Raw genomic sequence first — 13,035 nt, forward strand, 5'->3', positions numbered from 1 at the left:
AAGGCGCAGGGGAACAGTAGTATCCCTGACCAACCTACGAATACGAAGCGATCGCGCTTGAGCCAGTCGTCTAGAACGTCAAACCACCCTCTACTGGGGGCGCGTCCAACTGCGATGGTCATCGGACTAAAATCCTCTTTTTTTACTAAAATTGCAACGTTTCTAAGGCACTACGGAGAGCCAGTGGAACCGACTGCCGTGAGGAATTAACGTTTTTTTTTGACAATCTCAACAGCCTGAAAGCAACTGAGATTCTGAGAGCTTGCTGACCAGTGAAATCAGCATTTCTCTTTCTTTATGCCATTACACGTACCATCCGCTACTAAATCTAGCTTGTGGTAACTTAATGATTCTTAATTTATCACACTAGTCCGGGTTTTTGCCTGATATGCAGAAGCAAATCAGGCATGGAACACGAACCTTATAAATAATATGAATATCAGAATTTTTACAATTTGACACAAGTTTTCTCAGAAATCTGAAAAAATTTAGTCTAGATGGGCGTAGGTAGGTAACTCATTCCCAAGAGGTCAAAAAGAGGTAGGGGAGAAAGAATTTATATCAGCCATTGGGTCAAGAAATTATATAACGTACCCTAACAAATTATATGGGTAGCAGAAACAGGGAGGGACGCAGTTGAGTTTTTGTCAACAATGTTTGGTAAAATATCGATGGTTACTTCGCCGCCACGGTCGTTGATACACCTCTGGAAAACCTATGTGAAACGTTGGACAACGGGAAAGGAAGTTGGCACATCTTGACTAATAGAAATAGCCTAAGTGGTTTGTCCCATAGTGCAAGTAAGCTAGTGCAAGTAAGCCAGCATAATCCAGGACAGTAAAATTTGTCGGGTACAGGGTAAAAAATTCATAGTCTGCGGCAGGGTATCCCGTGGACTAAAAACAGAGCTTCAGTGCCTCCTAAGCAATAGCCGGATTGGCACAGATGCCCACACTCTATGCAAGAGCATTCAGTGTGCGAGTATGTCACAGCGATTATCTCACGGGCAATGGTAGTTCAATGACGGCATCAACAACGATTAACAAAGGCGATCGCCTCCTGCATCAAAATGTTCTCGGTTCTCGTCGGTTCAGTAATTACTGGTGGGCAACTATCGTTTCCTTGGGAGCAAGTGGCTTTTTATTGGCTGGGATATCCAGTTATTTAAAAGTTAATTTACTCATAGTTTCCGATCCAACCCAACTGGTATTCGTTCCCCAAGGATTGGTGATGGGGTTATATGGCACTGCTGGCTTGCTATTAGCAACATACCTCTGGCTAGTGATTTTATGGGACGTGGGAGGCGGTTACAACGAATTTAATCAGGAAACTGGCACAATCAAAATATTCCGTAAGGGATTTCCTGGCAAAAACCGCCGAATTGAGATTGAAAGCCGCATAGAAGATGTGCAATCCGTGCGAATAGCCGTCAAAGAAGGTCTTAATCCCCTTCGCGCCCTCTATCTACGCATTAAGGGCCGGCGAGATATACCCTTAACACGGGTTGGACAACCGTTATCTTTAACAGAGTTGGAAACAGAAGGCGCAAAATTAGCCCGCTTTTTGGGAGTGTCACTAGAAGGACTTTAATTAATTGGGGATGGAGCCATTGGGCATGTGGGAGCCAGCGCCGTGGTGTTAGCGCAGCGTTAGCGACGTAGGAGCGTCGGCAGTCGCTCAGAGGGGGTTTCCCCCAGGAGGAACTGCCTTGATGGTTTCCCGACTTGAGGCGACTGGCGTCATGGGGCATTGCGGATTGGGGAGTGGGGACAAGGAGGATAAACTGGGAAACAAGGGGGATAAACCAAGAATTTTTTCAATGCCTAATGCCCAATGACCCATGCCCCATTCCTAATGCTCCTCGAAACGATAAGATACTGTGGTTGAATCAGTAACTGGCAATGCGGTTAAAAATATCACAATTTTTGCTTTCTCTTATCCTCATCAGTGCCTTCATATTGGGAGGATGTTCAACACAGCAACTCGCTTCTAATACGTCTTCTCCAACCTTGACGCCTACCTCGACCACAAGCGAGGCAAGCACTAAGACAACTACTCAAACAACATCTGTAGCTCAAACTAGTAGTGAGAGTATTCCTGGAATCACAGATTTACCACGGCTCGAAGGCAAGGCTACTGTGGTACTCACTGTTAAAGGCTCGCCGATTACTATCGAAGTAGACGGCACTGATGCCCCCATTACAGCTGGCAACTTCGTAGATTTAGTGCAAAAGGGTGTATACGATGGTTTAGCTTTCCATCGAGTTGTGCGCGAACCCCAACCGTTTGTAGTTCAAGGGGGCGATCCTCAAAGCAAAGACCCGAAATTTCCAGCAAATAGACTGGGAACAGGTAGCTATATTGACCCAAAAACGGGAAATGCTCGTTATATACCTTTAGAAGTTAAGCCAAAAGGTTCAGATACTCCGATTTACAATAAACCATTTGATGCTACTGCTCAACCTGTCGTATTACCCCATAAGCAGGGTGCAGTAGCAATGGCGCGATCGCAACCACCAGACTCCGCTTCTGCTCAGTTTTACTTTGCTTTAGCAGATTTGGCGTTCTTGGATGGTAACTACGCCGTGTTTGGCAATGTCACTCAAGGCTTTAATGTAGTTAACAAAATTCAGCAAGGCGATCGCATTGACTCTGCTAAAGTCACCCAAGGTGCTGAAAATCTGAAAACACCAGCGCAGTAAGAGGAGCAGGGGGAAATGGGGGAGATAGGGGAGATGAGGAAGTTTATTAGACATATCCGCGAATTAACCTCGAAGGCTTACAAATCGAGAGTCAAAACCTAATTTCCGGACAAGTGTATTGATAATTACGCTTCCTCATCCCCCATATCTCCCTCATCCTCCTCATCCCAAAATTTAAATTGGTTAAGGTTTGTGTAACTGGTATTGGTTTAATTTCTGCCTTGGGTGGAAGCTTAGAGGATAGTTGGCGAAATTTGCTAGCAGGTAAATCTGGAATTCGGTTGCATCAACCATTTCCAGAAATTACACCACTTCCTCTAGGCTTGATTGGTCAACAACCAGCTGGGTTGACAATGTTAACTCAACTGGTTATTAGTTCTACTTTGCAAGATGCTGGGTTAGTTCTACCTTTAGCTGATTGTGCTGTAGTAATTGGATCGAGTCGCTCTTATCAAGCATCTTGGGAGATGCTGGCGCAGCAAATGTATGAAGACGCGGCAAATTTGCCCGTGTCCTCTTTTGGAAATTGGCTAGATACATTACCTCACATGAATGCGATCGCATCTGCGCGACAAATCGGTGCATCGGGGATAGTTTTGGCACCAATGGCTGCTTGTGCTACTGGAATTTGGTCTATTGCCCAAGCAGCTTTGCTTATACAAACTGGGCAATGTCAACAGGCTCTAGCTGGCGCAGTGGAAGCACCGATTACACGCTTAACTTTAGCTGGGTTTGAGCAGATGGGTGCTTTGGCGAAAACTGGGGCTTATCCCTTTGATTTGCACCGAGAAGGCTTAGTGTTGGGCGAAGGCGCAAGTGTGTTTGTCTTAGAATCAGCAGAGTTGGCAAAGCAGCGTCAAGCAAAAGTGTATGGTGAAATTCTCGGTTTCGGCTTAACTAACGACGCATATCATACCAATTCACCAGAACCTGAAGGGAAAAGTGCGATCGCTGCCATCAAACAATGTCTAGAAAGTAGTTGTCTGTCACCAGCCGATATTGATTATATTCATGCTCATGGCACAGCTACCCAGCTAAATGACCGGATAGAGAGCATGGTAATCCAGCATTTGTTTCCCCAAGGGGTGGCAGTTAGTTCCACCAAAGGAAGCACAGCTCATACTCTAGGAGCATCTGGAGCCTTAGGTGTAGCTTTTTCTCTCATGGCATTAAAGCATCAAATTTTACCACCTAATGTAGGATTGCAGCAGCCAGAGTTTGACTTAGATGTGATTACAGCAGCACGTCTAAGTAAAATTAGGCATGTATTATGTTTGAGTTTTGGCTTTGGGGGACAGAATGCTGCGATCGCCATAGCAAGGTAAAAACTTGTGGGCTTTACTATCTGAGCTAGATCATGTATAATTTTTGATTAAGCATTTTTTGCTCATATGTAAGCAGTTGCTGCAAACACTAAAGCGGTTATAAGTTTTAATTAAACATTTATTGCTCATGTATAAGCATTTGCTGCAAATAGTTAAGCTGCTGTTACCAACGTTGAAATATTTGTAAAAATAATCGATTTTTTGTTATTAACGCTTAAGCATTTACTGCAAATACTCAGGCTACTATTACCAACAGTAAAGGACTTCCAAGTAAAAAAATATCCAACTATTTTTTGTGGGATGGGCATCTCATACCATTTCACTTTAATAATGATACAAATACATTGATAGGGGCATGGCATTGCCCATACGTGTCAACTTAAGCAAAAACTCCTTTAAAATCTCGTGTTCCAGCCTCTGGCTGGAAATGCTCTTTCATTGCGGCTCTGCCGCAAATCTTGAGGCAGCAGCCCCCCAGTAGGCATTCCCAGTCTGAGACTGGGAACGAGGTAATCTCTAAAGGACTTATCTAGAGAGGCTTTTCCGTTCTCCTGGCGGCAAAGCCGCCAGGGTATGCATTTCCAGCCAGAGACTGGAAACGAGATTTTACGAAGGTTGACTAGGGAGCCACTTTCCACAAGATTGGATAATTTATTTTTTGGAATTCCCTAAGTTTGCACACTCACCAAGATATCAAATATAAAACTGTAACAAAAACTACAAAAACCCTATTTTGTCTGAAAAAAAGATAAGCTAGTTAAATATGATATCCGGTTCGTAAAAATACCGTGATTAGGAGAAAATTTTATGATTTCAAAATCCCTGTTGCTGCCAGAACCTGCTTCTCCGGCGCACATATGCCCATTTGCTCAAGCCTGTAGCTACTTAGAAGCAGCAGCTAAAGAATTAAATTTAAATCAGGGTTTGGTGGAAATTCTCAGCCACCCGCGTAAGGTTGTCACGGTTTCCATTCCCGTGAAACTAGATAATGGGGAAATACAAGTTCTCGCCGGACATCGTGTGCAGCACTGCGATGTTTTAGGCCCCTATAAGGGCGGAATTCGTTATCATCCGGCTGTAACATTGCGGGAAGTATCCGCTCTCGCAATGCTGATGACCTGGAAATGTGCCTTGTTAGGTATTCCTTATGGTGGTGCCAAGGGTGGCATTCCCATAGATCCAAAACGCTACAGCGTTGGCGAATTAGAGCGAATCAGCCGCCGTTATATCAGCGAGTTGATTAAAGATATTGGACCTGCCGTAGATATTCCTGCACCGGATATGGGCACTTCTGCTCGTGAGATGGCTTGGATGATGGACACTTACTCTGTAAATGTCGGTCATGCTGTGCCAGGGGTTGTGACTGGGAAACCGCTTTCTATTGGTGGTTCGCTGGGACGGGAAATGGCAACCGGACGTGGCGTGATGATTATTGTCCGTGAGGCGCTAGCAGAACAAGGTAAATCCTTGGCAGGAGTGCGAGTAGCTATTCAGGGTTTCGGTAACGTTGGTAGTGCCGCAGCGGAATTACTATATCAAGCGGGCGCGAAAATTATCGCTATTTCAACGGGTGCTGGGGGAGTATTTTCCGAAGTTGGTCTTGATATTCCCAAGTTGAAAGTCTACGCTGCTGAAAATCGCAAGAGTATTATGGGTTTCCCGCAATCTGTAGCAATTAGCAATGCAGATTTATTAACTTTACCCTGCGATGTCTTAATACCAGCGGCTTTAGAAAATCAGATCACTGAAGAAAACGTGAATCAGGTGCAGGCGCAAATTGTCGCAGAAGCAGCTAATGGGCCAGTTACTCTTGAGGCTAACTTGTCGTTAGAGGCGCGGGGTGTGACAGTGCTACCGGACATCTTGGCGAATGCTGGTGGTGTGGTAGTCAGTTATTTGGAATGGGTGCAGGGTCTTTCCTATATATTTTGGGATGAGGAGCGCGTTAACCGCGAAATGGAGCAGTTGATGGTGCAAGCCTACCATCGGGTGATTCACCAGTCGGAAGTACGGCAAATTTCTTTAAGGTTAGCAGCTTACACCATAGGGGTGGGTAGAGTGGCTCAAGCACTAACTGACAGAGGTCTTTATCCTTAAGTTTTTATACTTAGTTGTTCACGGGGCAGAATAGATGATTGTCGGTAGCAATTTTACTTTATCCGCCATTTATTTATCTGCCTTTTTTTGTTGGGAGCATCCCAATGCAAGCAAATTTACCAAGATCATTAGTTGTCATTGCAAATCAAGCAAACGCGCTGCGTCTGGTAGAGAAGCCAAATGAAGCAATCGTAACATCTCTACTTTGCGATTGCTTTGCTCTAGTGCGTTACGCTCGCAATGACAAATTGTATTTTTACACATTTGGGATGTTCCCTTTTTGTTGGGCGATCGCTACTACATGACTAGTAGTAAGTGTTTATGATATGACAATCATATACTTAAGGACTTGCAATTAAAAAAATATCCAATTCTTTAGTAATACACCATCTTTAACTAAGCTAATCGGCATTGAAGTTGCTCCCATCAGGGCGGGCAAGATGCCCATCCCACAAGATATTAAGAAAATTTTAATATGCAAATTAGATGCGGTTTAGCTTAAAACGACGTGCGTTAGACGAAATGTCGTAACGCACCCTACGATTAATGGATAATTTATTTTTTGGTATCCCCTTATTTAGTCAAGGATACTTCAACCTACCTTACTCCTTAGAAGGTGCAGCAGCATGAATCAGGTCTGGCGTTTCCTCAGCAGCAGGACGCTCAATAGTTTGAGCCGATGTAGGACGTTGATGGCGTAGTTTACCGCCGCAGGCATCGCGAGTTTCTATCTGCACAGGTTGACGCGTCTCAATTGACTTGTAGAGCGCTTGAATGATCGAAACATCAATCAACCCTTCCGTTCCAGATGGCTCCGGGGTTTTATCTTGCAGAATACAATCAGAGAAGTAGATAAATTCAGCTGCTAGTTGATCATGATCCTCAAAGGTACGCTCTTGGGTTTCACCATTAATTGTTAGGTAGTGCTTCAGTTCTCCCTGCCAAGCATAGGCAGATTCTACTCGCAAATCCCCTTGAGTACCTACAATCTGATAGCTCGAAACGCTTGCCCCTCCAAAGCTACAGGTAAATGTTGCCAATCGCTCGTTGGGAAAACGCAAGATGACGCTAGTCATTTCTTCTACTTCGCTGAAGCGTTCTTCTCCCTTATTAGCAGCTACAGCAAATACTTCAATTGGTTCATCTTGCAATAGATAACGTGCAGCATTAATGCAGTAGATGCCAATATCATAGAGCGTGCCACCACCTGTAGCATCTCGTAAACGAATATTGCCTTCTTCTACTTGCTGAGTAAAAACCGAGTTGAAAATCCGTGGTTCACCAATTTGCTTTGAGCGCACAATTTCGATTGCTTGTAAATTGGCTTCTTCTAAATGTAAGCGGTAGGCAATCATCAGCTTCACATTGTTGTCATTGGCAGCTTTAATTATTGCCTCACACTCTTGTTCAGTCGTTGCCATTGGCTTTTCACATAATATGTGAATTGCCTGATTAGCAGCCCGTACAGTGTATTCGCAATGCAAGTGATTGGGCAGCGCAATCTAAACGGCATCAACCTCACCGCTTGTCAGACAGTCCTCATATTCCTCGTAGGAGTAAGTATGCTTAATGCCATACTTTTTGCTCAGTTCTTCGCTTTTAGTAGCGTCATCTGAAACCACTGCCACTAATTCCGAATTTTCGGCGTGGACAAAGGAAGGCAAGGCGGCTTCTTGAGCAAACCAACCTAAACCAACAACGGCATAACGAATTTTACGCTGATCATTTGTAGCAGTCATTTTTACACCTCATGATGAATAGCTTGGTAATTTTAATGCCCTAATTAACGCCATGTGGAACTTTACTCTCAAACCTAACCCCCAACCCCTTGCCTACTAGCGTTGGGGAGAAAGAATCAAAGCCTCTGACGCCACGTGCAACAAGAGTGGCTCGCCGCCCAACCCAGTGGCTCCTCCGTTTCGGGGAGAGGAATGGAAGCGGGGTTTTAAGAATAAGTCGCACATAGCGTTAATTACGTGCAAGTTATGGTTAACTGTTCATCTGCTTCAATTAATGAAAGAATGTCTGTTGCTTTAGTTTTAGCTATCTTTTCCCTTCACTAATAATCGATTTCTAGGGCTGATAATTTGGAGATTAATGAATGGTATTTCGTATATTCTCAGTGACTTTGTAAATTAAAACCTCATTCTTTCAGTAAGCTTTAGTTCAGACTTAAGGAATATTTTTGGTATTGCACTCTAACTGAAATTCATAACCTTGGCATGATGGATACTGAGTATGGAGCATTAGCAGCCCAAGGCTACGATCCCAACCTGGAATACCAACTGAAGATTTCCCCACAGACCAATCGCTTATATAATCAATCAACCAACAACTCAACTTTCTTTATTATGATGGTGTCACAGGGAGTATTTTTATTTTGGTGAAAGATTGGAGGCAATTCTGAATATTCACAATCTGAAGCACAATTGGTGTATAAAACACACTGTGTCTAATACAAATTATCGGAGTTTAACAAGTGTATGGTGATCCAAATACAACCATCAACTCAGACTTTATACCACCAAGATTATTACCTTTGGCTCAGGACAACTATTAACCAACTTCGCACTAGTCACTTTTCATCTAATGAAAACTGCTTTCCCAAATATAACCACAATTATCACACTAAAGCTGATTAGAATAGATACTTAATTTATGCTGACCGGATAAAGGATTATAACCTAAATCAAAATGATAATAATTTTTTCTGAATTACTTTCATACATAGGGCGATGCGAGAGTTGATATCTTTTTGGTCAACTTCATCAATACCCAATTTTATTTTGAGATGTTGGATATGATTTTGAACAGCCCTGAGCGATATATGAAGACGATGAGCGATCGCTTGGTCTGTTAAGGATTCATGACATAAAAGCCCAAGAACTTCCAACTCTTTCTGATTCAAGTGTAATTCTTGACGTAACTCTCTAGGCAGCTTCAATTCTCCATTCAGCGCACTTTCAACCCCTTCTAAAAAAGATTTGCGCCGTTCCATCTTATTCACAACTACAAACCCACCGCAGTGATGATTAATAGATGTGACAAGTTTTATCAGCCAACTGGGTTCACTACTGTAGATGAGAATATTTAGAGAGGAATAAACATCAAAAATTAACTCTAATAGTTTGAAAGCAGATTTAGCTGACTGAGAGCCAGAAGGTGAAACAAATTGTAAATCAAGGACAATTAAATCTGGTGTCTCTATTTGTAGACGTTGTAGTGCTTCTTGGGGAGTGTTGGCGATCACACAAACAGCAGAGGAGTCGAATTTTATCAGAAAATCACAGTTATTTTGGGCTACCTCCGGGTGATCTTCTACAACGAGAAACAGCAGTGGCTTGGCTTTCATATCTGGGCGATGATTCGTAAATACGGCTGAAATTAAACCTGTGTATTTTATGTTTCCCGCCGTAGGCATCGTTTTAACCTGCTCCAACATTTTCGCTTGCTGTCCAATCTTCCACCTTTAGTGCTATAACTTTGCCAAAATCCTTACTATTGGGCGTTAACAAGATCAATCCACTAGATAATGCGATCGCTCTGTGGTCGATTACATCAAAAGTGCATAGTTATACCGTCGTAAGCATCACTTCCCCTAGCTCCCCGACTTCTTGAAGAAGTCGGGGAGCTGAAGTAACTGAGGTATTAAAAGGGAATAATAAAAAAATACCTCAGATTCTTGCCTATGCCACGACGACAAATTTCCTTACAAATTGGTAATTTTTATCATGTCTATAATCGGGGTAACAATCGCCAAACAAACGGAAGCCTCAAACATTCTGATGCAGATGATTCAGGATGACCAAGAGACATCTACTCATGCTTAGTACAATCGAGTTTCCCTTTTCTAACGATGAAGCATTACCCATGATTCCCATCACTCTAAGTCATGCAGGCTTTTCTTTCTTTGCGAATGCACTGCTAGATACTGGATCTACGGTCAATCTATTACCTTATGACATCGGACTGCAATTGGGTGCAATTTGGGAGGAACAAACTGTCCGCTAGCCATTGGCTGGAAATCTTGCAAGGGTTGAAGCACGGGGTTTATTTGTGCATATTCAAATTGGGAATCTGGAACCAGTTCGCCTAGCATTTGCCTGGACACAAGCTTCTCAGCTGCCCTTAATTCTTGGGCAAACGAACTTATGAGCGAGAATTTGATGTCTATTTTGGGTGATCGCGCCGCACGATCGAAATTATTCGCTTCTAATAAGCGTCGATGTTGATCGCCACTCCTCTACGCAAGAGATTGATTGCGATCGCTCTCATCTATTTCACTTCAACTTGAAATCATTGCGATCACATAAAATTATCAGGTTGTGGAAAGTGCGGTAGCCACACAGTTGAGGCTAATTTTGTGGAGACTGATTCAGTTGCTGCTGAAGTTGTTGAACTTCCTCAATCGATAAGCCCGTGGAAGGGGCAATGATATCGATTGCTACTCCTCTACGCAAGAGATTGATAGCGATCGTCCGATTTCTTTCTTCCTCGGCCTCTCTCCAGATCGAACGATAAACGGTGGATTCCTGCATGATGTCTCTCCGTAATATGCGATAAATGACCTCATTTTCTAATTTTAGCCCAGCTAAAATCCCGGACGCTGCCATCAGATTCGCTTGTGTTGCGGGATCTGAAATCTGATCCATCCTTTGAGCTGCTTGGCGTAACGTTTCCTCTGCATCCGGACTTTGACCGAGAACTGCAAAGGGAATCAGTCCGGGATATTGCAGGAAGAGTGATGCAGGTTGCTCCCACAATCGAATGACATCAAACTCATGACGTGTGCGTTCCATTGTAAAGCTCGTTTGATAAACCAACTGCGATCCAGTCTGCTTCAGATAAATCACAACTTGCCGCATCGGTTTGGTTGGATCTTTGCGGTACATTCGCACGCGGTAATCCAAAATACGGAATGGAATATTGTTCTTAGGAAGTGTTTGAAACTCGATATGCAAAACAGATTCGTCTGATTCTAGCAAAATTAGGGCATCGGCGCGAATCGGATCGAGGGAGAGTTCAGAGGGTTTGAGTTCTGTCATCGTCACAGGCTTTCCTAACAGCCAACTGGCAAAGTCGGCTGAGAAGTGTTCGGCGAGGAATCGGCAGGTATCGTCATACATGGTAGAGATTGTACAACTGATTATACCGAATTGATTTTGAGCAGAGATTGATAGCGATCGCCCAAAATCATAGTGTAATCAAAAGTGCGTAGTTTACGCCGTAGGCATCGCCCAAAATCATCGTGTCATCTGGGAGACTAGATCCCCGACTTCTCTAAGAAGTCGGGGATCTGAATGACGTGTAGTGGAAAGTGCGATAAAAAATAATCGTGTCAGTGATTTCTTATTAAGGTTTTTCCCTAACAAATTGTAACTCCTGATAAGAGAATAGAATTGTTGCTTTGTCTTGTGCTGTAAATACTTTACAAGTAATCCAACGCCCCTTACGTTCATATTGACTGCGTGAATATATATTATCAGCGACAAGGCAAGCTTTATAACTAGTTCCTGTTTTTAATCTGTCAGTTACTAACTTTGTTCCACCTCGGACATTTGTAACAACTGAGTTTAAAACATTAATATCAGCGCAACCGCCAGACTGTGCATCTATATTGAAATCAGGATCAGTACAAATATTCATATATATTGCACCACCTGGTTCGGGAAAGTTCCAAGTAAATCTTATTCTTGCTATTGACTCCTGTGCTATAGCAACCGTTGTTAATGTAGATATGACAGAAATAGCCCCAACGGAGAAAAAAGTTTTTAACGATTTCATCTGCTTGTCTTTCCGAAAATAGTGTGAATTACTAAGTTATTGATTCAGATGCGATCGCCTAAAATCATCGTGTAATCAAAAGTGCGTAGTTTACTGCCGCAGGCATCGCCTAAAATAATTCGGGTTATCGAGAGTGCGTTGATGTCTGTTTTCAGCGATCACGCCGCACGATCAAAATTATTCGCTTCTAATAAGCGTCGATGTTGATCACCACTCCTCTGAGCAAGAGATTGATTAGCGATCGCTCTCATCTATTTCATTCACTTCAACTTGAAATCATTGCGATCGCTAAAATCATCGTGTCATCTGGGAGACTAGATCCCCAACTTCTTCAAGAAGTCGGGGATCTGAATATACTAGGAAGTGCGATCGCACTTTTTGAATGAACCAAAAAGTGTGATCGCATGAAATTATAGTGTTATGTTTCGCTTTACTCCACCCAAGCTAGAAGTAACTAGTGCGAAATAGTGATATTCCCAAATGTAAACGTGGCAGGGAAATTAGCACTTGGCGCGTTACAAAGCTGTAGTGCAGTTTCTCTAGAAACATCAATAACACGGATCTGATCAGGATTTTGATCTTTTATTTGAACAAATACCCATTTATTTTTCCCAGTCACTGAGGAAGAACCATCAACAATTGGACCAGCAATAGTGCTGACGGTAGTTCTCGCATTTCCCAAAAGAAAAGTGTTGACACACTCAGCGCGAACAACCATTTGGAGACCATCTTGTTCTCCTCGATATGAAAATAAGCCAGACCCTCTTCCAGATGCTTCACCAGAGACATTGATGCTAATTTGGACTGTTAATGCTCCAGTTTTTGCTTTACCAGATCCTTGGATATTTGTCAATTCAAAACTTGTTTTACGAAAATCTTCTGCTTTGGCAGTTGAAGGCATCAAAATATTTAAAGAGCTTATAGTCATAACAGACATAGCTCCAACAGAGAAAAGAGTTTTTAATAATTTCATACGCTTGCTACTACAAAAATACTGTGAATTACCAAGTTATTAGTTCGAGAAAGCGATCTCTCTCATCTATTTCACTTCAACTCGAAATCATTGCGATCACCTAAAATCATCGTGTAATCAAAAGTGCGATCGCCTAAAATAATTCGGGTTATCG

The 13,035-nt window shown here is 42.8% G+C and carries 12 protein-coding genes and 3 pseudogenes; 9 read left to right on the forward strand and 6 right to left on the reverse strand.

The features are described 5' to 3' along the window. Nucleotides 1-122 (reverse strand): annotated as a pseudogene (locus tag V7K85_RS23430) (photosystem II D2 protein (photosystem q(a) protein)); the annotation flags it as partial. 898 nt (nt 123-1,020) lie between these two features. Between V7K85_RS23430 and V7K85_RS23435 the strand changes: the two are divergent. From V7K85_RS23435 to V7K85_RS23455, 5 genes are all read left to right on the forward strand, one after another. Continuing rightward, the gene (locus tag V7K85_RS23435) at nt 1,021-1,590 is read left to right on the forward strand and encodes a photosystem I assembly protein Ycf4 (RefSeq protein WP_334817454.1); all 570 of its coding nucleotides are present in this window, start codon (nt 1,021-1,023) and stop codon (nt 1,588-1,590) included. 311 nt (nt 1,591-1,901) lie between these two features. Beyond that, complete coding sequence (locus tag V7K85_RS23440) at nt 1,902-2,702, forward strand: peptidylprolyl isomerase (protein ID WP_334817019.1); 801 nt, start codon at nt 1,902-1,904, stop codon at nt 2,700-2,702. 179 nt (nt 2,703-2,881) lie between these two features. After that, nucleotides 2,882-4,027 (forward strand): beta-ketoacyl-ACP synthase, encoded by a 1,146-nt coding sequence (locus V7K85_RS23445; RefSeq protein ID WP_334817021.1) that lies wholly within the window; start codon nt 2,882-2,884, stop codon nt 4,025-4,027. 807 nt (nt 4,028-4,834) lie between these two features. Then, nucleotides 4,835-6,124, forward strand: coding sequence for a Glu/Leu/Phe/Val family dehydrogenase (locus V7K85_RS23450; protein WP_334817023.1), 1,290 nt, complete (start codon nt 4,835-4,837; stop codon nt 6,122-6,124). Nucleotides 6,125-6,228: 104 nt separating this feature from the next. Further along, complete coding sequence (locus V7K85_RS23455) at nt 6,229-6,429, forward strand: hypothetical protein (protein WP_334817025.1); 201 nt, start codon at nt 6,229-6,231, stop codon at nt 6,427-6,429. Nucleotides 6,430-6,726: 297 nt separating this feature from the next. On the opposite strand, the pseudogene V7K85_RS23460 reads toward V7K85_RS23455, so the two are convergent. Beyond that, a pseudogene (locus V7K85_RS23460) lies at nt 6,727-7,863 on the reverse strand (Gfo/Idh/MocA family protein). A 483-nt stretch (nt 7,864-8,346) separates the two neighbouring features. Here V7K85_RS23460 and V7K85_RS23465 point away from each other — a divergent pair. Together V7K85_RS23465 and V7K85_RS23470 are read left to right on the forward strand one after the other, a co-directional pair. Continuing rightward, nucleotides 8,347-8,511 (forward strand): hypothetical protein, encoded by a 165-nt coding sequence (locus V7K85_RS23465; RefSeq protein WP_334817027.1) that lies wholly within the window; start codon nt 8,347-8,349, stop codon nt 8,509-8,511. 96 nt (nt 8,512-8,607) lie between these two features. Then, nucleotides 8,608-8,712, forward strand: a pseudogene (locus V7K85_RS23470) (DUF29 domain-containing protein); the annotation flags it as partial. A gap of 101 nt (nt 8,713-8,813) precedes the next feature. On the opposite strand, the gene V7K85_RS23475 reads toward V7K85_RS23470, so the two are convergent. Next, entirely contained in the window at nt 8,814-9,545 is a 732-nt protein-coding gene (locus tag V7K85_RS23475; protein ID WP_334817028.1) for a response regulator transcription factor, read from the reverse strand. 401 nt (nt 9,546-9,946) lie between these two features. On the opposite strand from V7K85_RS23475, the gene V7K85_RS23480 reads away from it, so the two are divergent. Next, on the forward strand, nt 9,947-10,135 hold the full coding sequence (locus tag V7K85_RS23480; RefSeq protein ID WP_334817030.1) for a hypothetical protein: 189 nt from the start codon (nt 9,947-9,949) through the stop codon (nt 10,133-10,135). 344 nt (nt 10,136-10,479) lie between these two features. Here V7K85_RS23480 and V7K85_RS23485 read toward each other — a convergent pair whose 3' ends face one another. Both V7K85_RS23485 and V7K85_RS23490 read right to left on the reverse strand, forming a co-directional pair. Then, the gene (locus V7K85_RS23485) at nt 10,480-11,250 is read right to left on the reverse strand and encodes an Rpn family recombination-promoting nuclease/putative transposase (protein ID WP_334817031.1); all 771 of its coding nucleotides are present in this window, start codon (nt 11,248-11,250) and stop codon (nt 10,480-10,482) included. A 226-nt stretch (nt 11,251-11,476) separates the two neighbouring features. Next, the gene (locus tag V7K85_RS23490) at nt 11,477-11,908 is read right to left on the reverse strand and encodes a hypothetical protein (RefSeq protein ID WP_334817033.1); all 432 of its coding nucleotides are present in this window, start codon (nt 11,906-11,908) and stop codon (nt 11,477-11,479) included. 200 nt (nt 11,909-12,108) lie between these two features. Here V7K85_RS23490 and V7K85_RS23495 point away from each other — a divergent pair, with 200 nt between their 5' ends. Beyond that, nucleotides 12,109-12,294: a hypothetical protein gene (locus tag V7K85_RS23495; RefSeq protein WP_334817035.1), complete on the forward strand. Its 186-nt coding sequence runs from the start codon at nt 12,109-12,111 to the stop codon at nt 12,292-12,294. Between the two features lie 68 nt (nt 12,295-12,362). Here the strand turns inward: V7K85_RS23495 and V7K85_RS23500 are convergent, their stop codons facing one another. Further along, a complete protein-coding gene (locus V7K85_RS23500) occupies nt 12,363-12,881 on the reverse strand; it encodes a hypothetical protein (protein WP_334817037.1) in 519 nt (172 codons plus the stop codon). Nucleotides 12,882-13,035 lie beyond the last annotated feature (154 nt).

This window comes from Nostoc sp. (assembly GCF_036917615.1).
Classification (GTDB): domain Bacteria; phylum Cyanobacteriota; class Cyanobacteriia; order Cyanobacteriales; family Nostocaceae; genus Nostoc.